At 44.5% G+C, this 24226-nt stretch carries 19 protein-coding genes; 8 read left to right on the plus strand and 11 right to left on the minus strand.

The window, feature by feature from the left end:
* Window positions 1-7: 7 nt before the first annotated feature.
* From RWY97_RS01900 to RWY97_RS01925, 6 genes are all read right to left on the minus strand, one after another.
* Window positions 8-1168, minus strand: coding sequence for a glycosyltransferase (locus RWY97_RS01900; RefSeq protein WP_315565194.1), 1161 nt, complete (start codon window positions 1166-1168; stop codon window positions 8-10).
* The gene (lysA, locus tag RWY97_RS01905; protein WP_315565195.1) at window positions 1165-2328 is read right to left on the minus strand and encodes a diaminopimelate decarboxylase; all 1164 of its coding nucleotides are present in this window, start codon (window positions 2326-2328) and stop codon (window positions 1165-1167) included. The genes RWY97_RS01900 and lysA overlap by 4 nt, the downstream gene beginning before the upstream one ends.
* Window positions 2329-2344: 16 nt before the next feature.
* Window positions 2345-3661 carry an aspartate kinase gene (locus RWY97_RS01910; RefSeq protein WP_311441971.1) on the minus strand — a complete coding sequence of 439 codons (1317 nt, stop codon included), beginning with the start codon at window positions 3659-3661 and terminating at the stop codon, window positions 2345-2347.
* Window positions 3662-3694: 33 nt separating this feature from the next.
* Window positions 3695-4411 carry a cell division ATP-binding protein FtsE gene (locus RWY97_RS01915; protein ID WP_315565197.1) on the minus strand — a complete coding sequence of 239 codons (717 nt, stop codon included), beginning with the start codon at window positions 4409-4411 and terminating at the stop codon, window positions 3695-3697.
* 652 nt (window positions 4412-5063) lie between these two features.
* Window positions 5064-5597, minus strand: a complete 534-nt coding sequence (locus tag RWY97_RS01920; RefSeq protein ID WP_021584373.1) for an FHA domain-containing protein — start codon at window positions 5595-5597, stop codon at window positions 5064-5066.
* 23 nt (window positions 5598-5620) lie between these two features.
* On the minus strand, window positions 5621-6736 hold the full coding sequence (locus tag RWY97_RS01925; protein WP_315565199.1) for an HU domain-containing protein: 1116 nt from the start codon (window positions 6734-6736) through the stop codon (window positions 5621-5623).
* A 156-nt stretch (window positions 6737-6892) separates the two neighbouring features.
* On the opposite strand from RWY97_RS01925, the gene rfbC reads away from it, so the two are divergent.
* The 3 genes from rfbC to RWY97_RS01940 are packed head-to-tail and all read left to right on the plus strand — an operon-like array spanning window position 6893 to window position 9583.
* Complete coding sequence (gene rfbC / locus RWY97_RS01930; RefSeq protein ID WP_315565200.1) at window positions 6893-7441, plus strand: dTDP-4-dehydrorhamnose 3,5-epimerase; 549 nt, start codon at window positions 6893-6895, stop codon at window positions 7439-7441.
* On the plus strand, window positions 7441-8757 hold the full coding sequence (locus tag RWY97_RS01935; protein WP_315565202.1) for a UDP-glucose dehydrogenase family protein: 1317 nt from the start codon (window positions 7441-7443) through the stop codon (window positions 8755-8757). Before rfbC ends, RWY97_RS01935 begins: the two co-directional genes overlap by 1 nt.
* Window positions 8758-8776: 19 nt before the next feature.
* The gene (locus tag RWY97_RS01940; RefSeq protein WP_315565204.1) at window positions 8777-9583 is read left to right on the plus strand and encodes a DUF4738 domain-containing protein; all 807 of its coding nucleotides are present in this window, start codon (window positions 8777-8779) and stop codon (window positions 9581-9583) included.
* Window positions 9584-9701: 118 nt separating this feature from the next.
* Here RWY97_RS01940 and RWY97_RS01945 read toward each other — a convergent pair whose 3' ends face one another.
* Window positions 9702-11393, minus strand: coding sequence for a putative transporter (locus RWY97_RS01945; protein ID WP_315565206.1), 1692 nt, complete (start codon window positions 11391-11393; stop codon window positions 9702-9704).
* Window positions 11394-11558: 165 nt separating this feature from the next.
* Between RWY97_RS01945 and RWY97_RS01950 the strand changes: the two genes are divergently transcribed.
* From RWY97_RS01950 to groL, 3 genes are all read left to right on the plus strand, one after another.
* Window positions 11559-12968, plus strand: a complete 1410-nt coding sequence (locus RWY97_RS01950) for a threonine/serine exporter family protein (protein WP_039876722.1) — start codon at window positions 11559-11561, stop codon at window positions 12966-12968.
* A gap of 126 nt (window positions 12969-13094) precedes the next feature.
* Window positions 13095-13367 (plus strand): co-chaperone GroES, encoded by a 273-nt coding sequence (locus RWY97_RS01955; protein ID WP_315565207.1) that lies wholly within the window; start codon window positions 13095-13097, stop codon window positions 13365-13367.
* Between the two features lie 32 nt (window positions 13368-13399).
* Window positions 13400-15028, plus strand: a complete 1629-nt coding sequence (gene groL / locus RWY97_RS01960) for a chaperonin GroEL (RefSeq protein WP_021584408.1) — start codon at window positions 13400-13402, stop codon at window positions 15026-15028.
* A gap of 364 nt (window positions 15029-15392) precedes the next feature.
* Here groL and RWY97_RS01965 read toward each other — a convergent pair whose 3' ends face one another.
* Complete coding sequence (locus RWY97_RS01965; protein WP_315565210.1) at window positions 15393-17603, minus strand: RelA/SpoT family protein; 2211 nt, start codon at window positions 17601-17603, stop codon at window positions 15393-15395.
* Window positions 17604-17731: 128 nt separating this feature from the next.
* On the opposite strand from RWY97_RS01965, the gene RWY97_RS01970 reads away from it, so the two are divergent.
* Window positions 17732-19249 carry a DUF4301 family protein gene (locus RWY97_RS01970; RefSeq protein ID WP_315565211.1) on the plus strand — a complete coding sequence of 506 codons (1518 nt, stop codon included), beginning with the start codon at window positions 17732-17734 and terminating at the stop codon, window positions 19247-19249.
* Window positions 19250-19471: 222 nt separating this feature from the next.
* Here the strand turns inward: RWY97_RS01970 and RWY97_RS01975 are convergent, their stop codons facing one another.
* From RWY97_RS01975 to RWY97_RS01985, 3 genes are read right to left on the minus strand one after another with little or no spacing between them, the layout of a single operon-like run.
* Complete coding sequence (locus tag RWY97_RS01975) at window positions 19472-20776, minus strand: NCS2 family permease (RefSeq protein WP_024991253.1); 1305 nt, start codon at window positions 20774-20776, stop codon at window positions 19472-19474.
* Window positions 20776-21561 (minus strand): NAD(+) diphosphatase, encoded by a 786-nt coding sequence (nudC, locus tag RWY97_RS01980; RefSeq protein ID WP_273177376.1) that lies wholly within the window; start codon window positions 21559-21561, stop codon window positions 20776-20778. Before nudC ends, RWY97_RS01975 begins: the two co-directional genes overlap by 1 nt.
* Complete coding sequence (locus RWY97_RS01985) at window positions 21562-23325, minus strand: bifunctional metallophosphatase/5'-nucleotidase (protein ID WP_315565213.1); 1764 nt, start codon at window positions 23323-23325, stop codon at window positions 21562-21564.
* Window positions 23326-23432: 107 nt separating this feature from the next.
* On the opposite strand from RWY97_RS01985, the gene RWY97_RS01990 reads away from it, so the two are divergent.
* Window positions 23433-24122 carry a DnaJ domain-containing protein gene (locus RWY97_RS01990; protein ID WP_021584396.1) on the plus strand — a complete coding sequence of 230 codons (690 nt, stop codon included), beginning with the start codon at window positions 23433-23435 and terminating at the stop codon, window positions 24120-24122.
* Window positions 24123-24226: the final 104 nt, after the last annotated feature.

A 24226-nucleotide genomic window follows, 5' to 3' on the forward strand; every position in this document is an offset into this window, starting at 1 on the left:
TAAACGTTTATAGTTTATGACTTGTAAAGTCATTTTTGTCGGCCGAAGAATATCGCATTCGGTTGGCAAAGCTATGCCAAATCATACTTAACTCATAGGGAATAATCTTCCAAAGAGCGATATCCTCCTTGAATTGCATCGTCATTTGATGTGCGAAAAATATCCTAACAATCACCGTTATGAGTAAAGCCACACCAGCGGCGATATTAATTATCCAGTCGTTAACGATAATCCCATAAGTAAAACTTGAACAAATGGCAATAAAATTGATGTATATCAGCCATATATCGAGATTATAAAGCAGACGATGAACCGCAGTTCGTTGTAAGAATTTGCGTGTTTCGAGGTAAAAAAGATGATTATTGCGCCATGTTTTTGGGGTGGGCGACTCTTCACGTAGCCACGCTTCTTCAGCCGTTTCGACAACAGTCGTACCCCTTCGGGCATACTTATTCACAATGAAATCGTATTCACCGCGTAACAAGTGCAGGTTTCCGCTGTAACCATTGGCCTCCATAAAGTCGCTCTTTCGGAATGAAACGCTGTGTCCGCAACCACGATACGCCGTACTCTTAATAGCTTCTTGCGCCGTATAACAGAACAATCGCAGCCTCTCAAACTTATAGTAATCAGGCGTTTCTGTCTCAAATCCATTGTAACCGATGACTAAATGTTTGTCGTCTCGGAAGTTTCGGGCCAACGTTTCCAACCATTTCGAAGACACAGGAACACAAAATGGTTCTATCAATACAATCCATTCGTAACGCGCTGCTTTAACTCCCAGAGTCACGGCGAGCTTCTTTCGACTCATATATCGCGATGAATCGGGTATGAAAGTAGTATAAAGGTGCTTGTTATCAGCATATCTTTTGAGGATATCTTCGGTTTCATTATCTCCCTTTTCTATGACAACAATTACCTGAAAGTCTGTCGGATATTCTTGATTGATGATCGATGAGAGGTTACGAGCAAGTTCCTCGGGCTGATCATGCGCAGTGATGACAATGCTGACAGGCTGCAATGGCGTAGCTATTGCAGCGTTATCATTTTCTGTCCGATATTTCCGCGCACTACGTTTCCATCTAAAAAACGGATTGAAAAGCGGTGTAACGAGCGCCGATAAGAGGATAGATATGCTGATAATAAGTGTAAGAGGATGGATGCTCATTGGTCTATTTCTTCTTTGATAAAACTTGCCGGCAGGCTCCGACAGTTGTATTGATTAGCCATTATTTCGCCATACGCACCGGCGGAACGTATGGCCAACAAGTCGCCTCGATGACAACGAGGCAACGATATGGTCTTGGCAAAGATGTCACTCGACTCGCATATCGGTCCGACTACATCGTAAATGGCCTGCGGTTCACTGCTTGTTAGATTCTCAATCTTATGCGAAGCCTGGTAAAGTGCAGGTCGGATGAGGTCTGTCATACCCGCATCGACGATGACAAATTGTGTTGTTGAGCCTTGTTTTACATACAAAACGCGAGTAATCAGGCTGCCACATTGGGCCACCACAGCTCTTCCCAATTCGAAATGCAACTGCTGGTGGGGACGCAGTTGTAAGTTTTCTGCATAGGTATTGAAATAAGAACGGAAGTCAGGAATTGGCTGTTTGTCTGGCGTTTGATAATCGACGCCGAGCCCGCCGCCCACATTAATGACCTCAATTTGAATACCTCGGCGCTCTAATTCGTCTTGAATCATATTGATGCGGGCGCATAGTGAGGCAAAATCTTGCATCTGCACAATCTGGGATCCAATGTGAAAATGCAGGCCGATGAGTTGGATGTGTGCTGTCTGTTCAGCCATTTCGAGAACCGACTGTACGTCTTTCATCGCAATACCGAACTTGTTTTCAGCACAGCCTGTTGTGATATGGGCATGCGTATGGGCATCAATGTCGGGGTTGATACGCAGACATATGCGTGCCATTTGTCCCTTTTCGGCAGCCAGCTCATTGATAATTGCGAGCTCAGGTGCACTTTCCACGTTGAAACAAAAGATGTTCTTATCGAGTGCAAGACGAATTTCCCAATCGTTTTTACCTACTCCTGCAAAGACGATTTGATCTGTCTGAAACCCCGACTCGATAACTCTCTCGATCTCGCCGCCGCTTACACAGTCGACACTTAACCCCGCTTCACGAATGATTTGCAGCACTTTTGGGTTGGCATTTGCTTTCACCGCATAATGAATAACATAGTTTTCGTGTCGTGCTATTTCATTATTAATAGTCTGCAAGGTGGCCCGAAGCAAGTCGGTGTCATAATAATAAAAGGGTGTTTGCAAGTTGTCGAACTTATCAATAGGGAACATCTGTGTCATCGTTTACGTCTGCTCCTTATTTGAAAAGCACATTGTTAAGACTCTGCAAAGCCTGTTTCTTATCCGACTCTTTGATGAGAAACGAGATATTGTAATTGCTTCCGCCATACGAAATCATCCGCACGGGAATATCTTTCAGCGCTTCCGTGGCCCGCGTTTCAAATCCTTTGTTACTCCAATGTAAATCTCCGACAACGCAAATGATGCACATCCCACTGTCAACAGTCACTGTTCCATACTTCTTTAACTCGTCTACAATCTCGACTAACCGTGAATTATTGTCTATACTCATTGAAACGGCAACTTCACTGGTAGCTATCATATCGATGGGAGTTTGATAACTCTCGAAGATTTCAAATACTTTGCGAAGAAATCCAGCTGCAAGCAGCATATGACTCGACCTGATCTGGATGGCGGTTATATTGTCTTTGGCTGCCACGGCTTTGAATTTGCCGTGCGAAAGATGATTATCAACCAGCGTACCTTCTGCTTCCGGATCCATAGTATTCTTCAAACGGACAGGTATTCCGGCGTATTTGGCAGGCTGAACACACGTCGGATGCAGAATCTTTGCACCGAAATAAGCTAGCTCTGCGGCCTCTTCAAAGTTCAATTGATGCACAGCCTCAGTGTGATCGACGATTCGCGGATCATTATTGTGCATCCCATCGATGTCCGTCCAGATCTGAATCTCTTCGGCATCAAGTGCAACTCCCACTAATGAAGCCGTATAATCGGAACCTCCGCGCAGCAAGTTATCCACCTCACCATAGGCATTTCGACAGATAAAACCTTGTGTGAGATAGATCTGATAACCCGTATTTTCAGCCATTAGAGCCGTAAGATGTTCTTTTATATAAGGTAAATCAGGTTCCGAATTTTTATCTGTGCGCATAAAATCGAGTGCATTCAACAAGACAACTCGAATGCCCTGTTCTTGCAGATAGCTCGCAACCATATTCGTACTGATAATTTCTCCCTGCGCGACAATATGCTTTTCTTCAAACGAAGTAAACAGATCCTTTGTGAAAGAACGAAGATATTCGAACTCATTTCGTATAAATTCACACATCTTCTGTTTGTATTCGTCAGTGGAATATAAATCTTCGATATGCTGAAAATACTTTCTTTCCAATGTATTGATTACCTCATTGGCCCCTTCGGGATTCTTTTTGTAAAGATAATCAGCGGCTTCTATCAGTGCATTTGTCGTTCCCGACATTGCTGACAAGACAATAAACGTACTCTCACCGGAGGCTGTGACCAAAGCGGCTACATTCTTCATACGGTCTGCTGAACCGACAGACGTGCCGCCGAATTTCATTACTTTCATACGCATTTGATTAAAAAAACTATGTAAATAGGTTCAGTCTTCTTCGCCGTCTTCCGTCAAATCCAACTTGTTATATGCTTCTGTTACCTCTTCAAGGATGTTATTCTTGCACTGATAGACGATTCCCGGGAATCGGTCAAGCATCTGAATATTGTGCGTTGTCATAATAACGGCCGTACCTGACTGTGTGATTTGTTTCAGCAAAGCAACAATATGGGCAGCCGTTTCTGCATCTAAGTTACCCGTCGGTTCATCAGCAATGATGATTTTAGGTCTATTGAGAATCGCTCTTGCAATGGCAATACGTTGCTGTTCACCGCCCGACAGCTCGTGCGGCATTTTGTTTCGCTTGTCTTTCATTCCCACGCTGTCGAGCACTTCATTGATACGCTCATCGATTTCGGCCTTATTTTTCCATCCCGTTGCCTTCAAAACGAAATGCAGATTCTTGTAGATGTTGATGTCACGAAGCAATTGGAAATCTTGAAAGATGATTCCCATCTCTTTACGCAGGGCCGGAATCTCTTTTCGTTTCAATGTTTTCAAATCACGACCGAGCGCTTCTGCTTTCTCGGCTTCGTCTTGATTGATGTCAAGCTCACAGTAGATCGTTTTGAGCAATGACGTCTTTCCCGATCCTACTTTCCCGATGATGTAGATAAATTCACCCTCATCGGCTTTGAAATTTGCCTCTTTCAGGACGAGCTCGTCATCCTGATATATATTTACTTTTTGGTAATCTATTAACATTCCGCTTGATATTTAGACAATAATATGACTTTCGTCCGTGCTATTTTGTGGCAAAGTTACGAATTTTCTATTGAATAATGTGTCTTCATTTCAATATTTTGGTGTCGAATGTGAAATAATATGGCAGGTCAGGAAAACAGAAACGGAACTGGTTTTCAGATGAGTTTATAATACCGATAGGGTAGGAAGGGGAAGCCGTTGCACACGGTTCAACTCTTAATAATATTACAATAGAAAAGCATTCATTTTGTAAAAGATTCACAGTTGAGTATTTAGTAAAATAAATTGATTACCCTTTGTGAGAATTAAATATTTTCAAACGGATGGAGAATCGGCTGAAAATACGCGATAAATAAACGCTTATAAACAGGTGGTTCGACTCAAAATTCTTTGTAACTCACCGTTAGTTATAAGACGAAAAGATCCTTTTAGGATTCCTATTAACACTCTTTTAGCACACGAATAAGTGTTAATGAGAAGATAAAAAACTGTATTTGAAAAGAAAATAGACGGATTTTCGATATACGATTAATAATCAAACAATTTTTAATGGATTATTTTTCCGTTCCCATTTGCTATTTCGAAAAGATGAAAAAGTAAATAAAATTTATATCTAATAATGAAAATGTAAAGATAACAGATGCATTTTCAATTATTCGCCTTGGTTCTCGGCAGCCCGTAACACAATGCTGGTGGCACCGATGGTAAACAGTGTTCCGTCTGTGATGATACGTCGTTCGCGGTCGCCCAAGATATCGTTGCCTACAAAAGTGCCCGTATAACTCGGTCCGTCTCGCAATATATATATCAACGCTCCACGCTTGTCGCGGCTCACATTGATAGTGCAATGTGTCATATCTATGCTGGGATCACGAGTCTCGATGGGGCAATTGATACCGCTGTTTTTCATATATCGGCCGATAATATTATCACCCATACAGAGCGGAATGACTTGTTTGTAATGAAAAACATTCTCTATCACCACGATAGAACCGTATTTCTGAGCATTTGTCTGTTCGTCTAACACCTCGTCCTTTTGCGTGTTTCGGAGCTTAGAAACGCCGATTCGAATACCGAATTCCTTGCCACACGCCGAACATTGAAATACCAATGATTTGCCGGGTGCATATTGCGTTTCATCGAAAGTGATGTAATTGTCGCACTTAGGACAGCGTACTCGTTTCATTGTTGATGACGATTAAAAGGACATTACTTGATGAACATTACCCATGCCTCAGCAAATTCGCTGTGCCGATGCAGTTTTTTTAACACGGTATAAGCTTCATTTTTCGTCTCGAATTGACCGAAAATTACTTTCGCTCCTTTGTTTCTGTATAAGACAGCAGCTTCTTTATAACCGTCGCGATGTAGCTGATCAACGTAGATTCGAGCGTTTTTGCGGGTAACACGACTGGCCAAAATGATGCTGTAATAAGGACTCTCCCTTTCTGTTTCAACCGATTCTTCCGTAAGTTTCTGAGTCTTTCGTGCAGCCATTTCGGTTTGAAGAGTTTGTGATTCGGGCTTGGTCAGTCGGATAGGAACTTGTCCTATGGTGATGTCCTTAGGCATAATACGATAGAGTAAACCTGTATCGATTTTGCTCGTCTGCATAATCTGATTCGCATCATTGCTCAAACGGGTAGGGAAAAGCAAAAAAGCCAGGACAACACAAACTGCAATGGCAAGATCGCGTAAAACACTTATGCGGATGCTGACAGTCTTTTCTGTCTCGTTGTCTGTTGCTTGCGATTCGGATGTAGATGTCTTTTTCGTCTGCGATCGCAACTCAACGACTTGTGCAGATACCGTTATCGGACGTTCAATTTCGGCGCTTTCAGATGTTGTTTCGATGTCTTTCGTCTCTTCAGTAACGGCTTTCGGCGAAACAATTGACAACGAACTGGTGAGTATGGGGAACTCAAACGAACTGAGTCCATATAAATCCGGCGTGAGAATTCCGGCCTCACTGGGTTCAAACTCATAGTGACCTTCTTCGTTCAAACAAATCGTTCCGATATAGTTCAACTCATAATGTCCCTCTTCATTAAGCCTTTGCTTCATTTCACACACATCGTTCTCGATACGCCGAAGCGCTTCGGGATAACTGATGTCATATGCTTCTACATAGGAAAGGGCCAAGAGCGAGTCGTTCATTGTAAGTTGGGGATTGAATCCGAGTGTACGTAGTGGGGGAAGAAAAAGCTGTTCCGTTTCGGCATATCGGGCCTCTACGTGGTGTGCCGTAAAGCCTCCGAAGCCTGGTACAATCACACAATCATTGCTCAAAAGCAGTATTTCGATATGTCTTTCTAATTCAATCACGTTTGCAAAATTACGTCTTTTCCTTGAAAGCGACAAGTTATTTTCTTGAAAAAATCGGTTTTCGTCATAACGGAAAGATAAATCTTATCGGAAGATTGGCAGTTATCAAATATATTGTTTACCTTTGTCGGTAAATTTAAAGACACGTTAAGATTTATGAAATATATCAAGACCGAGATCGAGGGAGTATTTATCCTTGAACCCAAGGTGTTTAACGACAGTCGGGGTTACTTCTTTGAAACTTGGAAAAAAGCGGAGTTTGAATCGTATGTAGGGGCTGTCAATTTCATTCAAGACAATGAATCGAAATCGAGTTTTGGTGTTTTACGCGGCCTTCATTATCAAAAAGGAGCACACTCTCAGGCTAAACTCGTGCGGGTCATTAAAGGACGTGTTATGGATGTTGCCGTAGATCTTCGTAAAAAATCGTCAACTTTCGGACGCTATGTAATGGTTGAGTTGAGCGATGAAAACAAACGGCAGTTCTTTATACCGCGAGGATTCGCTCATGGATTCCTTGTTTTGAGCGACGAAGCTATCTTTACGTACAAAGTAGACAATGCTTACGCGCCGCAGGCTGAAGCGAGCATCCGCTGGGATGATGCTGAAATCGGCATTGATTGGCCCATAGATGCGAAAGATGTGGTGACGAGTGAGAAAGACCTTAACGCCAAACGCTTGTGCGAAGCTGAAATTTTCGAGTAATGAATATTGCCATTGTCGGAACCGGATATGTAGGACTTGTGTCGGGAGCGTGCTTTGCCGACACTGGTGCTTTGGTGACTTGCGTGGATGTTGATACGCAGAAGATTGAACGATTGCAGCGTGGCGACATTCCCATTTATGAGCCCGGATTGGATGAACTCGTGTTGAAGAATATTTGTGCAGGCCGACTTCGGTTTACTACTTCATTGGCTGAAGTACTGAACGAACAGCAAATCGTATTCTCGGCAGTAGGTACGCCGCCTGATGAAGACGGCAGTGCCGATCTTAGTTACGTGCTGCAAGTGGCCCGAACGATAGGGGAGAATCTTCAAAAATATATTGTCGTGGTCACGAAAAGTACGGTTCCGGTGGGTACGGCACGTCAAGTGAGGGAGACAATACAGGGCGAACTCAATCGTCGTGGCGTCGAAATAGATTTCGATGTGGCCAGTAACCCAGAGTTTTTAAAGGAAGGTAACGCTATCAAAGACTTTATGAGTCCCGATAGAGTAGTTGTAGGTGTAGAGAGCGAAAAGGCCCGTTCGTTGCTCACTCGGCTTTACAAACCGTTCTTGCTCAATAATTTTCGCGTGATATTTATGGATATTCCCAGCGCCGAAATGACCAAATATGCGGCCAACTCGATGTTGGCCACGCGTATCTCATTTATGAACGACATCGCCAATCTCTGTGAGTTGGTGGGCGCTGACGTGAATATGGTTCGTGCCGGAATTGGCAGCGATACGCGTATCGGCCGTAAATTCCTGTACGCCGGATGCGGTTACGGCGGCAGTTGTTTTCCAAAAGACGTAAAGGCACTCATCAAAACGGCTGATGATGCAGGCTATTCGATGGAAGTATTGAAGGCTGTCGAACGGGTCAACCGACAGCAAAAAAGCATTTTGTTTACGAAATTGCAAGCCGCGTTCCAGGGTGAGTCATTGGCTGGAAAGACAGTTGCCGTGTGGGGATTATCATTCAAACCTGAAACCGATGATATGCGTGAGTCGACGGCTTTGGTGATGATTGACCACCTGATCAAGGCTAGTTGCCGCGTGAAGGTTTACGATCCCGTGGCAATGGATGAATGTCGGCGTCGCCTGGGCAATGCCATCGCATACGGACGAGATATGTACGATGTTGTGCTTGATGCCGATGCACTGCTCTTAATTACGGAATGGAAAGAGTTTAGGTTGCCTAATTGGGATGTCATCGGCAAGGCAATGCGTCGCCGATTAATTATCGACGGGCGGAATATTTTCGATTCAGGCGAACTGAAAGAGGCTGGATTTGAGTATTATTGTATCGGTCGTTGACCCTATATAAAAAGAAATAATGAAACAAACAAATTATCTTGTCATCGTATTTGCTTGCTTGTTGCTGTTTGGCTCGTGTAAGAGTCGAGACGCAAAGTTGGATTCTTCCCTCGCAGAAGACCTCAAAGCAAAACAGATGTTACAAGGAATCTGGGTGAACGAAGACGAAGAAGACGTGGCCTTTCGTGCCAAAGGCGATTCTATTTTCTATCCCGACACCACCAGTCAGCCCGTTTCTTTTCAGGTGTTTGGCGATACGTTGGTACTTCACGGAGCTAACAACGTGAAATATTTAATTGTGAAGCTCAAACCGCATCTATTCATTTTTAAGAATCAAAACGGTGAAACTGTCAGACTGACATTGAGTAATGACAAAGCCGATTTAATGGCTTTTGACATCCGGAGACCGCAAGCTTTGAATCAAAATCGGCTGATCAAGCGCGATACTGTAGTCACTTTTGAGGGGCAACGATATCATAGCTATGTACAAGTAAACCCGACCACATTCAAGGTTGTTAAAACTTCGTATAACGATGAGGGTGTAGAGGTGGACAATGTTTATCACGATAATATCATACACATCAGTATTTTTAAGGGTGCACAAAAACTTTTCTCACGCGACTTCCATAAGAATGATTTCCAAAATAAAGTCCCTGCCGACTTCTTGAACCAAAGCATATTGAGCGATATGCAATTAACGTACGTCGATGTAGTCGGTCTTCATTACAATACTTCTATCTGTATGCCCGATAATCCCAGTAGCTATTTGATTGAAGTTATCATTTCTTACACAGGAAAAATGACGATGCAAATAACTAATCATTAAGAAAACAAATTGTTATTTCTTGTTTAAGAAGTCTGGAAGTTAAAGAATAAAGGAGTTAAACCAAATACTAAATCAATGGTTTAACTCCTTTATTCTTTAACTCCTGAATTTCAGAACATCATCCACAACAAAAAAGCACGATCAATTGGGCTGTAAAGATTCTCAGGAACATACTGAGTGGATAGACCGTTGAGTAACCGATGGCCGGTGCTTCTTTGGAACAAGCCTGATTGGCATAAGCTAATGCAGGTGGATCGGTACACGTTCCGGCTAGCATTCCCATAATAGTGAAATAGTTGAATTTGTATTTCAGGCGGGCAATCGTGCCGATAATCAGAATCGGAATGATTGTGATCAACACACCGGTGTAAACGTATTTCAGTCCATCTCCTTCGATAACGGTTTGCCAGAAATTGGCTCCAGCCTTGATTCCGACACTTGCTAAGAAGAGCACAAGGCCGATTTCACGCAGCATCATATTGGCAGAGGTCGTGGTATAAGTAACGAGTTTCATCCTGTAACCGAATCTACCGACAAGAATAGCGATAATTAACGGACCACCAGCAATACCGAGTTTCAAAGGTGCGGGCATTCCGGGAATAGCAATGGGAATACTCCCGAATAGGATTCCGATGATAATGCCGATAAAGATAGTAGCAATATTGGGGGCATCAAGTCGCTTCACAGAGTTACCCATCATATCAGCTACACGGTTGACATTATCTTCGGGACCAACAACCATCACGCGATCGCCCACGTTGAAACGGTGATCACGACTGGCAAAAAGGTCGATTCCTTGGCGTGTGATACGTGTGATGTTAACACCATAGACGCTGTTGAAATGGATTTTACCCAATGTTTTTCCGTTCATTGATGGTTTGGTAACAACAATTCGACGTGAAACCATCGGTTGTGCCTTGTCTTCGGCGGTCCATTCGGCATCAATTAGCGGACCGATAAAGGCCTGGATGGCTTCGGCATCGGCCGTAGCACAGACAATGAGCACCTCATCACCGAGTTCGAGTACAGTCTCTTGCAGTGGAATTGAAACTTCGCCATCATGCAAAAGGCGTGTACACACGAAGTCGCGATTTAAGAATTCGGAAATCTGTTCCAATGTACGGCCTGCCATATAGGCATTGCTCACTTTGAGATGCATAATATGCGGCTTGGCGTGCGGGTTATCAGCTTCCTGCACATCAAGTTCTTTCTCTTCATCACTGAGATTTACACGACAGATATAACGCACAGCAATGGTGGCACCAATGATACCCAACACACCTAAAGGATAAGCGCAAGCGTATCCGGAAGCGATTTCTGGCACAGATCCTTGTGCAAAAACACTGGTAAGAGCTTCCTTGGCGGCACCAAGACCCGGTGTGTTTGTCACAGCACCATAAAGTGTTCCGACCATCATCGGGAGGTTATTCTTATCGTTGGTATCGAAGAACAAATAATAACATCCGAACATAACGCCGATGTTGAGCACGATGAGTGCTGTGGAAAGAAGATTGAGCGTAATTCCGCCTTTACGAAAACTCTCGAAGAATCCGGGGCCGACTTGAAGTCCGATACAGAAGACAAAGAGGATGAGTCCGAAGTCTTGAATGAACGTCAGAATGTTGGTGGGAGCTGTAAAGCCCACATGTCCTGCCACGATTCCGGCAAAAAGGACGAATGTTACACCGAGAGAAATTCCTCCGACTTTAATTTTTCCCAGGTAGACTCCACATGCAATAACGATAGAGTAGAGCAGCGCGATATGCGCCACAGAGTCAGTTGTTGTAAAGAGGTTAATTAACCATTCCATAATAATAGTAGTGTTATTCGACTGCAAAAGTACAGATTTATTTACAGATACCAAGTAAAGTGCGTGGAAAAATCGCCAAATATCCTTGTCTTTGCCTGTTTTCTTCAAGTTTTTGTACTACCTTTGCAGCTGAAAAAGACTTACAGAGATTTTGATAAGATAAAAATGGAGAAAATTAAAGGTTATTCCGAATGTCTCCTACGCAGAAAACTCGACTTGCTTCTGCGTACAGGAAAGATCTTGGTGGAGAGTTCGGCCGACACAAGTCGCATTATGCGCAATATGAAACGCACTGCAGCGTATCTCGGTTTGCCCGAAGACGTTCTGCATATACACATTAATTACAATATGTTGATGGTGAATTTGAGCGATGAAGAACATTCATTCTCGAAGTTTCAACGTTGTGACAAGCACGGTATCAATATGGAAGCGATCTCTGCTGTCAGTCGACTGTCTTGGCGAGCCATCAGTGAAGATTATTCACTTGAGCAATACGAAGTTGCTTTGGAAGAAATAGGCTCACGAAAACGGAACTATACTCCTTGGCAGGTAGCTATTGGAGCAGGGTTTGCCTGTGGTGGATTCTGCATTCAATTTGGTTGTGATTGGCCAGCATTTCTCTATGCTTCTGTTGCTGCTATTCTTGGATTCAGACTTCGCACAAAGCTCAATGAAATCGGCTCCAATGGCTATGCCAATATTGCTTTTGCTGCATTTCTCTCCACATTATTGGCTTTTTTAACGGCCTTTATTTCGATGCCCGTCATCGAGTCTTTATTACCCACTTGGCTGATACCTTTCACCCATTCTGCCACACCGTGGCATCCATTAATGGCCTGTGCGCTGTTTATCGTGCCCGGTGTACCGTTGATTAATTTCGTCAGTGATATGTTGGACAACAATATCGAAGTGGGAATTGTACGGGCGGTGAACACACTACTGATGGTTGCAGCAATGGCGTTCGGTATCGCACTTGCTATTAAGATCTGCGGAATCGACAATTTCGTGAAAGATTTGCCGATGATACCTCATCATTCTTATATAGAGTATGCTATTGCTGCGGCTATTTCGGCAATGGGATTCTCTATGATATTCAACCTTCCGAAGCGTTTATTGTGGGTGGTAGCCATCGGTGGTATTATTGCTGTGTGTTCGCGGAACTTTGTCAACTTAGGGCCCAGCAATAATAATATAGGACTTGATTGGGGACCTGTGCTCGGTTCGCTCATCGGGTCATCGCTCATTAGTATTATTACCATTAAATTGGTGCACGTATTTCATACTCCACACCATTGTATCTCCATTCCGAGCGTTATCCCAATGGTGCCAGGGGTGCTGATGTATCGTGCTCTTTTCGCCATTATCGAGATGCACGGTGTGGTGGGCGAAGTTACCATTGCCACGCACAATGCTATTCGTGCGTCACTGCTGATATTGTGTATTGCTATCGGTGTAGCCATTCCCAATATTTTCGCTCGTCGTTGGATTGCTCCCGATCGTAGGCACAAATTGGAACGACTGATTGCAGAGCGTAAGAAACGCGGTGGATTTGTAGATCTCCATTGCATAGAATAAAGAATGACATATATGTCAGTGCTATCGTGCCAAAACTGTCACTGAGTAGTCTTTGGCACGATTTTGGCAGAGTAAGAAGTAATTCTCAATGAGATAACATTTAAACAATTAAAATATAACAGGATTATGAACATTAAACCATTAGCAGACAGAGTGCTTGTACAACCTGCTACTGCGGAAGAGAAAGTTGGTGGAATCATTATTCCCGACACGGCAAAGGAAAAACCATTACACGGCAAGATCATCGCCGTAGGTAACGGAACGAAAGATGAAGAAATGGTATTGAAAGCTGGCGACAATGTACTTTACGGCAAATATTCAGGTACCGAGCTTGAGTTTGAAGGTGAGAAATATTTGATTATGCGTCAAAGCGACGTGCTGGCAGTATTAGATAAGTAATTGTTTAATTTCAATCATTCAAATAAATTATTATGGCAAAAGAAATTAAATTTAACATAGAAGCCCGCGATTTGATGAAGCAGGGCGTGGATCAGTTGGCCAATGCTGTTAAGGTTACATTAGGACCAAAAGGGCGTAACGTTGTTATTGAAAAGAAATTCGGTGCTCCACAGATCACTAAAGATGGTGTAACTGTTGCTAAGGAGATCGAGTTGGAAGATCGTTTTGAAAATACTGGTGCACAACTTGTTAAAAGTGTAGCTAGCAAAACTGGAGATGATGCTGGCGACGGAACAACAACGGCTACTATATTAGCGCAGGCTATCGTGACAGAAGGTTTGAAAAACGTTACTGCGGGAGCTAATCCGATGGATTTGAAACGTGGTATCGACAAAGCTGTCAATGCTATTGTCGAGTTCATTAAGAGCAAAGCTGAGAAGGTAGACGATAATTACGAGAAAATAGAACAGGTTGCTACGGTGAGTGCTAATAACGATCCTGAAATAGGTAAATTGCTGGCTGACGCGCTGCGCAAGGTTTCTAAGGATGGCGTTATTACGATTGAAGAAAGCAAGAGCCGTGAAACGAATATCGGTGTTGTAGAAGGAATGCAGTTTGATCGCGGTTACTTGTCCGGCTATTTCGTTACGGATGCCGACAAGATGGAGTGTGTGATGGAGAATCCCTATATTCTCATCTATGACAAGAAGATCAGCAATCTTAAAGATTTCTTGCCGATTCTTCAGCCGGCAGCTGAGAGTGGGCGTCCGTTGCTTGTTATCGCTGAGGATGTCGATTCTGAAGCACTGACCACGTTGGTTGTCAATCGCTTGCGTGGCGGCTTGAAGATCTGTGCTGTTAAGGCACCAGGCTTCGGCGATCGACGTAAAGCTATGCTCGAAGATATTGCCGTACTGACCGGTGGTGTTGTCATCAGTGAAGAGAAAGGGTTGAAACTCGAACAAGCAACTCTCGAAATGATGGGTACGGCTGACAAGGTTACGGTTTCCAAGGATAATACTACCATCGTTAACGGAGCTGGTGACAAGAAGAACATTACCGATCGTGTGGCTCAGATTAAAAATGAGATTGCTAATACCACAAGCTCTTACGACAAAGAGAAACTGCAAGAGCGTCTTGCCAAATTGGCTGGCGGTGTAGCTGTTCTCTACGTAGGTGCTAACAGTGAGGTCGAAATGAAAGAAAAGAAAGACCGTGTTGACGATGCACTCTGTGCTACTCGTGCAGCCATTGAAGAAGGTGTTGTTGCTGGAGGCGGTACTACGTATATCCGCGCATTGGATGCATTGAAGGACTTGAAAGGCGATAACGCCGACGAGCAGACCGGTATCAATATCGTAGAACGTGCCATTGAGGAGCCCCTCCGTCAGATTGTGGTCAACGCAGGAGGTGAAGGCGCTGTCGTTGTACAGAAAGTTCGCGAGGGAAAGGGTGATTACGGTTATAATGCCCGCACTGATGTGTATGAGGATATGCACAAAGCTGGTGTTATCGATCCGGCCAAAGTGGCACGCGTTGCACTTGAAAATGCAGCTTCTATTGCAGGTATGTTCCTCACAACGGAAGGTGTCATTGTAGACAAACCCGAAGAGAAGCCGACAATGCCGATGGCTCAACCGGGTATGGGTGGAATGATGTAAAAGAATAAAATAATTATGAATGGAAGAAGGGGGCAGTCTTTACAGATTGTCCCCTCTTTTGTAGGTCCTAACAATACATAGTTGACATTACCTCTTCTTATGTATAGTTATTAGTAATAGTGTAGTAGGCCTGGTATAGGGTTTTAGAAAAAAGGATATAGAAATTCTGTGAAAAAGGGATAGATTTTTGAGAAAATGGTTGTGGTTAATGGCCGAACGCCTTGCAATAAACAGTTCATTGCAAGGCGTTCGGCTGTCTTTTTAGTAATATTCGAGAGTATTTTAAACGATGTTTGGCGAGATTTCTACCACAATTCTTTTTTCTTATGACTCACCTCCTTCCTCCTTTATTGCTAAAAAGAGGTTATATCCTGCTGATTTGTTTGACCCCTTTGACCACACGGAGTTTCTTCAACAGAGCCTCTAACTTGCTTACATCGTCAAGCCGGACGACTAAATTTCCGCGGAATAGACCGTCGTGAGAATCGATGTTGATGCTCCGCAACACGGTCTTTTCTTCTTTGGCGATGATGCTTGTGATGTTGTTGACAATGCCGATGTCGTCGTTTCCGATGACGTTGAGCGTGATGCTGTATTGCGATGACCCCTTGCCGCTCCAGCGTGCTTTTACGATTCGGTAACCGAAACGCCGCCGCAGTTCGGGTGCATTGGGGCAATCGGTTCGGTGAATCTTGATGCCTCCGTTGACGGTTACGAATCCGAATACTTGGTCGCCGTATATCGGGTGGCAGCATTTGGCCAGCGAGTAGTCTAAGCCTTTCAGATTTCGGTCGATAACCAGCACGTCATCCGTGCCGTTGGTAGAACCTTCGCCGAGGTTTTCAAAGCTGAACGTTTCTGCGCTTTGGGCTGTCTTGGGTGAGTTGATATTCAGCTCATGGTTGCGCACTTCGACGTATTTGTCGATGATTTCATTGAGATTCAGTTTCTCCTCGGCCACCTGTCGGTAGAAATCGGACACTTCTTTGAATCCCATCTTCTTGATGGTATGGTAGAGGAGGGCCTCTTCAAGTTCGATCTTTCGGTTCTTGAAACGTCGCCCGAGTAGCTCTTTCGCGTAGAGACCATCTTTGGCCTGCGTTTCTTTCAGCGCCAAACGTATCTTTGCCTTGGCTCTGCTTGTCTTGGCAATATTCAGCCAGTTGGGATTGGGTTTCTGGTTGGTCTGCGTAAGGATTTCTACGGTGTCGCCCGAGTGTAGCGGATGGCGGATAGGTACATTTCTGCCGTTGATTTTGCCGCCGACGCAACAACTGCCTACGCCCGAGTGGATATGGTAGGCGAAATCGAGAATGGTCGCGCCCTTGGGAAACTTGAACAGGTCGCCTTTCGGTGTGAAAACATACACCTCGTCTTCGTAAAGATCCATTTTGAACTGGTCCATCAACTGCAAGTCATCGTTGCTTTCGAGAGCTGACCGAATGTTGGCCAGCCACTCGTCGATATTTCCTTCGCTCTTGATTCCTTTGTAACGCCAATGTGCGGCAAGGCCGTGTTCAGCCACTTCGTCCATCCGTTTGGTTCGGATTTGCACTTCTACCCACTTGTTGTCGGGGCCTAACACGGTGATGTGCAGACTCTCATAGCCGTTCGATTTGGGCACAGACAGCCAGTCGCGAAGACGTTTCGGATTGGGCTGATACATATCCGTAACGATCGAGTAGGTCTGCCAGCATTGCATTTTTTCCTTTTCCAAGGGTGAGTCTAAGATGATTCGGATGGCGAAAAGGTCGTAAATCCCTTCGAAACCGCATTTTTGTTTCTTCATCTTCTGCCATATCGAGTGGATACTTTTGGTACGACCCTTCATTTGAAAGTGTAGTCCTGCGGCCTCTAACCGCTCTTGAATTGGGCCGATAAAACGCTCGATGTAAGTATCGCGTGAACGCTTTGTGGCGTTGAGTTTGTCTTTGATGAGATAGTAGGCGTCGTGTTCGAGATACTTTAAACTGAGGTCTTCCAATTCACTTTTCAGCTTGTATAGGCCCAGTTTGTGAGCTAACGGTGCGTAAAGATAAGACGATTCCTCGCTCACTTCGCGCCGAGCATCGTGGTTGTCGGTGTCTCTGATCTGCCGCATCAGCACTACACGGTCGGCAATCATAATGAGAATAACGCGCATATCTTCTGCAAACGAAATGAGTAGGTTGCGGAAATTCTCGCTCTCTATGATGGGATTCTTCTTGTACAGACCGTGAATCTTGACAAGACCGTGAATGATTTGTCCTACGCTTGTGCCGAACAGGTTCGTGATTTCGCTCTCGTCGGCAAATCCGTTAACCACGTTTTCATAAAGCAAAATGGCTAAAACACCGTCGCGTTTCAGCCCGATCTCATCGACGGCCACTTCTGCCGTCTGTAAGGAAAGTATGATGGGGTTGAGTCCGAAAACATCTCTCTGAATCTGATGGTTGTGAACAGCCTTCCCGATATGCCTGCACAGGGTTTGCTCGTCGCCTGTTTTCAATGTGTTGCCGATGGTCTCCCGCAATTTTTTCCATATTCTGACGGTTTCTTCTCGTTCAGTGTTCGTAAATTCAAATCTATCTCCCATAACACGTCTTTTTAGTTGACCGACTTTTCGGAAAAGCCAGATAGCTGATGCAAAAGTACAAAAAAAGGCTATAATTCTTTGCTTTTTTAAGAAAACTAAGTACTTTTGTGTCATTAACTCATTTTATTATGCTGACAGAAAAAGATCTTAAACAAATTGCCGCTCACGGTATGTCGGAAGCACAGGTGAATCACCAGATCGCGCAAATCAAAGCCGGTTTCCCGTTTTTGAAGATCGAATCGGTTGCTGCTGTGGGCAATGGCATTCTGGCGCCGAGTACCGATGACTGTGAGAAATATATCGATGCGTGGAATCGATATAAGTCGGGTACGCACCGAATCGTCAAGTTTGTGCCGGCTTCGGGTGCTGCCAGCCGAATGTTCAAAGACTTATTCGCTTTCCTGAATGCTGATTACAATGTGCCGACAACGGATTTTGAGAAGCAGTTTTTGGGACATATCCGCGAGTTTGCATTCCGTAAAGAGTTGTGCGGCCAATGTAAACAGAATGTCAAGAAGAATGTCTGTACGTTGTTAGAAGAGGGCAATTACAAAGAGATTGTAGCCGAGTTGCTCGAAGCGAAAGGCCTCGATTATGGCAATCTGCCCAAAGGATTGCTCCTTTTTCACAACTACGAAGACGGTCCGCGTACACCGATGGAAGAGCATTTGGTAGAAGCAGCACTCTATGCAACGTCCGGCGGCGAGGCTAATGTACATTTTACGGTAAGTCACGACCACCTGAAACTATTTGAACAGAAAGTGACCGAGAAAGTGGATACTTACTCTCGGCGTTTCGGCGTGCGTTATCACATCAGTTTCTCAGAGCAAAAGCCAAGCACTGATACCATTGCCGTCAATCTTGATGACACGCCTTTCCGTGATAATGACGGATCACTCGTATTCCGTCCGGGCGGACACGGCGCGCTGATTGAGAATCTGAATGAAATCGATGCAGATGTAATCTTCATCAAAAACATCGACAACGTGGTGCCTGATCGGCTCAAAGATGAAACCGTAAGATACAAACAGGTCATTGCGGGCATACTGATCGAGTGTCAAAAGCAGACTTTTGCTTATCTGAATCAGCTTGAGAGCGGTACTGTTACACGTCGGCAACTTGAAGAAATATTGCTTTTTACGGAGCAAACACTATGTTGTCGCAAAGCCGATGCGCGTACTTTGACCGACGAACAGTTGGCCGACTATCTGCGTGCAAAGCTCAATCGCCCGATGCGTGTATGCGGCGTGGTCAAGAATGTGGGTGAACCGGGTGGTGGTCCATTCTTAACTTACAACCAAGACGGCTCTGTCAGTCCGCAGATTCTCGAAAGCAGCCAAATTGATAAGACTAATTCGGCGTATGTCAAGATGTTTGCTGAGAGTACGCATTTCAATCCTGTCGATTTGGTTTGTGCCGTCAAAGACTATCACGGAGTGCCTTTCCGATTGCCTGACTACGTAGATCGGCAAACGGGATTTATCAGTCGGAAGAGTAAAAACGGCCGCGACTTGAAGGCTTTAGAGCTTCCTGGCCTTTGGAACGGTGCGATGAGTAACTGGAATACGATTTTTGTTGAGGTTCCTCTGTCTACTTTCAATCCCGTGAAAACAGTCAATGACCTCCTGCGCGAGCAGCATCAATAAAGTTGAATGAAATATAGATAAAAGACTGATAACCTGCTTATTGTAAGTTGTCAGTCTTTTGTCTTTTCTCAGTAAGATATAAAGAATCCTGCAATTGGATGCTTTTCACTTTGCGATTAACGGTTAACTACCCGCCGTTTAACCGTTAGTTACACGGTGAAAAGCCGTTAATCATAATGCGAAAAGCACCTAATCGTTTCCAATCTTTCTAATGTTTGAATTTTACCCGAAAATAAAATTGATGATAAACAATACAGAGAGGATGAGAAGGGTGGGATTGAGCTGCTTGAATTGGAGGGTACAGAGCTTGACAATGACATAGCTGAGAATACCGAGACAGATACCGTCGGCAATGCTGTAACATAGTACCATCGTAATCATTGTGATGAAAGCAGGGAATGCTTCGCTCACATCGCTGAGATCAATCTTCTTGACCGAGTCGATCATCAACACACCTACTAATACCAAAGCACCACTGGTGGCAGCACTGGGGATGAGCAGGAAGATAGGAGAGAGGAATAAAGCGATGATGAAAAGTAGTCCGACGAAAAATGAAGTAACACCTGACCGACCGCCTTCTGCTATTCCTGATGCACTTTCTACGTAGGTCGTAATGGTTGACGAACCGAGCATTGCACCGCAGGTCGTACCGATAGCATCGCTCATCATCGCTTCTTTCACGTGTGGTATACTACCGTCAGCCCGCACAATACCGGTTTTATAAGCGAGGCCTACGATGGTTCCGATCGTATCAAACACGTTAACGATGAGCAGACTGAATATTACGAGTAACGTCTGTAAGGTGAAAAAGTCTTTGAAATCGAACATACAGAAAATGGGTGACAAGCTTTGCGGAGCTGAAACGGGTATCCAACCATTTGGGATTTGCGTCACTCCGAGCGGAATTCCGACCAAAGTAGCCACGATAATGCCGTAAAACAATGAGCCTTTGACATTTTTAGCCATTAAAATTCCACTCATCAGAATGGCTACAATACCGAGAATGCAGGTGGGAGTAAATTTACCTAATCCTACGAATGTGGCTTCTTTGGCTACGATAATATCAGCATTTTTCAGTCCGATAAAGGCGATGAACATACCGATTCCAGCTGAAATAGAAAACCGCATATTCTTAGGAATACTCTCCAAAATGAGTTCACGGATATTGAAAAAGGTGATCAGAATGAAGATTACACCCTCGGCCAGCATTATGGCCAATGCTTGTTGCCACGTGTAACCCATCGCTAAACAGAGTGTGTAGGCAAAAAACGCATTAAGCCCCATACTCGGCGCTTGTGCAAATGGTAGTTTGGCCATAAACGCCAACAATAGAGTGGCGATGGCGGAGGCTAATGCCGTAGCAGTGAACAGTGCCCCTTTATCCATTCCGGTACTTGATAAAATGGTAGGATTGACAGCTAAAATGTAGCTCATTGTGAGAAAAGTGGTGGCGCCCGCAATGAGTTCGGTACGCAGTTTCATTGACTTGGCATCAAAGCCGAGTACTTTTTCTAAAAGATTTTTCATTATTTTTCTGTATTAAAATGGTCGAGCCAATGATCGATCAGCTTACGGGCGATGCTCAATTTTTCCGGAATCTGCGGTAGATGGTCCTTCTTATACCATCCGCCCGCAGCCAATTCAGAACGTTGCAGACGGATGTCGCCACTGTCGTATTCGGCAAAGAATCCTACCATCAGCGCGCTGGGATAGGGCCAGGGTTGGCTTCCGAAATAGCGAAGATGCTTGATTGCGAGACCGGTTTCTTCTTTTACTTCTCGTCTTACGGCTTCTTCTAAGGTCTCGCCGGTCTCTACAAAGCCTGCAACAAGTCCGTAGAAGTTGCCTCGAAAATTCTTGGCGTGCACGAGTAAAACTTCATCTCCGCGGCTCACTAACACGATAACGGCCGTTGCTAAGTGTGGCCAAACTTCTTTACCGCATACAGTACAACGTTTGGAAATATCGGTATGGAGTTTCATCGGACCGCCACATACACCGCAAAAGCGCGTATTTTGATCCCAATAAAGAATTTCTTGGCACTTCCCGGCTTTATTGTATAGATTGATGTTGAGCTTGTAATAAGATGCGCGAAGCCCGCACATCTCATATTGCGGATCGTCGGTTATGGGTTGGTCGATACGCACAGCCCGCACTTCTGTGCCGTCGCTGAATGGTGTGATGGTATGAACAGTTGCAGAAGATTTTACAAAGGCGGGCGCGTCTTCGCTGAAAGGGATGGTATAAATGCCGTCGGTTACCTTTTCAAGAATAAGATCTGATTGGCAAAACGCAAACCAATATCGTTTCATTTATTTACTGTCTTTTGGGTCGATAGGTTTTCCGAAAATCAAGTTTTTATCTCGTTCGATAGCTGGTTTTGCCCAATTGTCGGGTACAAAACGCCAGTTTCCGTGTGCTTTCGGATCCATTACGCCGATTTTCTCAATCTCTTTCATCAGGTAATAACGCAGATCTCGCTCGCTCTCAAAGATGATACGGCGCTTCAACTCGTTGTGAGGTATGCCTGCTCCTTTGGTCAACAGCTCGCCGCCTCCATTACCTCGATAACTGTTCATGGCTACTTTATACCAGCGATTTTCATCGAATGGCTGTCCGTTGCTCATCCGCAGAATGCGTACTTTATGGCCATTGGACTTGGTAACATCCACTTCATAGTCAATGCCTGCAGCACTGTCGAAGTTGAAAGCAAGATTTTTGAATCCGAATCTTTGTTGATCTTCTTTGGCATTATTATTCATCAGCACGATGTGGTCATCAGGACTTGTCATCGTATTACACCAAAGATCGTAGCTCATCTCTAAGTGTTTACGAATCTCTTTACCTGTCATCTGAAGCACATAGATTTGATTTTCGTATTTGTAGAGGTTGAACATATCGCTCACGTGGACATCGCCTGCCTGGATACTCGTATCGAACAACAAGGGTGCATTGAATGAAATATCGGCTCTGGTGATACTTAATTGCAAGTCGTGAATAAAATCTGTGAACGGAGCACTGCCGAAATAGCAGTCGCGTGTGTATATCGAGCGTTTGAAATGACCGATTTTGCGATTCACAAAGGCATTTACACTGTCAATCTCAGGCTTGAAATGGGCCATATAGTCAGCATCTATGGCTTGCTTGCTGATGTCGACAAGGTCGCCTGTTACATCTTTCCTGACTATTTTCCTGCCGTCTTTCTTGATCGTGATCATCGCATCGCTCACGAGATAAGCATTGCAGGAAGGGTCTAAACACAGCACTTTCTCCCCCCGTATATTTTCTACTATGTCACGATGTCGTGTGTGATCGTGTCCGTAAAGAATCAAGTCGAAGCCTGGTACCTGCTTAGCTACTTCAAGCGAAGCATCTTCGGCATAATTGGCTGTTTTGATTCCGCCGTCTTTCCCTGAGTGAAACAAACCGATGATGACGTCGGGATGCTCGTTTTTCTGCAAATAATCTACCCAATATCGGGCTGTTTTCACCATCTCATCAAATCTTAATCCATTCCACAGACTCTCATTGAGCCAATTGGGAATAGCCGGAGTGAGCATCCCGATAACAGCTATCTTCACGCCATCTCGGTCGAGAATGGTGTACGGATGCACGTAAGGCTGCCCTGTCTTCGTGTCGATGATGTTAGCACCCAGCATCGGACATTTCACTTCACTAATCCATTTGTCATACACCCGGTGTCCTGTTTCGATGTCGTGATTGCCTATTGTCTCTGCATCATACCGCATATAGTTGATCACTGAGGCCGCTACATTGGGCATTTGGGGCTTAACGAAGTTGCAATAATAGCACGTGGGTTGGCCTTGTAAGATGTCGCCGTTGTCTAAAAGAATCAAGTTGCGACCGTAGGTCTTGCGCAATGAATCTACATATGTGATGACCCGAGCCAGCGAACCACCGCGTTCTTTGCGGCCGATAAAGTCGTACGGAAAGAAACTTCCGTGCACATCACTGGTCTGAATGACGCGCAACCGCACCGTTTTAGTCTTTGCCATTGTTGTAGATGAAGGTAAAACACCGAACGCCAAGATAGACGCCAAGATCAGATTTTTCATATCTTTCACTCCTATTTGCCTGCAAAGATACGAAAAACTCACGTCTTTTCCGCACAAAATGCGGCACAGTTTTTGCCCGATTATTAGTAAAATAAAGAGATAAAACAATGGCATTCATAGACTATTACAAAATTTTGGGCGTGCAAAGGGATATTCCCCAGAAAGAGGTTCGTAAGGCTTACCTTAAACGGGCAAAGTTATTCCACCCCGATTTACATCCGGACGATCCCAAGGCTAAGGCTAAATTCCAGGCCTTGAACGAAGCTTTTGATGTGATTAACGATCCTGAAAAACGTCGAAAATACGATCAATATGGTGAGCAATGGCGCAATGCTGAAGTCTACGAGCGAGCCGGAGGTGGGGCGGGCAGCACTTACCATTGGAGCGGAGGTAGTGGAGATTCGCCCTTTGAGGGGTTCGATTTTAGCGGATTCAGTCGTGGCGGAGGTGGTTTCTCAGACTTCTTCCGTGATCTGTTTGGTGCTTCCGGTCGTGGCGGAACATCTCAACGAGGGAGCCGAATGCGTTCGGGTGAGATGAATGCGACGGTCAACATTGATCTTTATACTGCCCTTTTAGGTGGTGAAATGATTATTCAGCTCAGCAATGGAACAAAGATCAAACTGCGGGTAAAGGAGAACACGCAGAATGGTACAAAAGTTCGGGTACGCGGAAAAGGCTATGACCGTGGCGACGGAACATTCGGTGATCTCATCATTACATATAATGTGCAGCTACCAACATCACTGAATGAGCGACAAAAAGCTCTTCTGCGCGAGATGAAAGGAGTAGAATGAACGTGAGTTCGATGAATTATCAATGCATGGGGCATCGCACTTCAAATGTCTGAAAATCGGTATTCACGGAATCAAGGTTATAGTATTTATCGCTGTTCTGTGAT

Source organism: Hoylesella pleuritidis (assembly GCF_963541955.1).
Classification (GTDB): Bacteria; Bacteroidota; Bacteroidia; order Bacteroidales; family Bacteroidaceae; genus Prevotella; species Prevotella pleuritidis.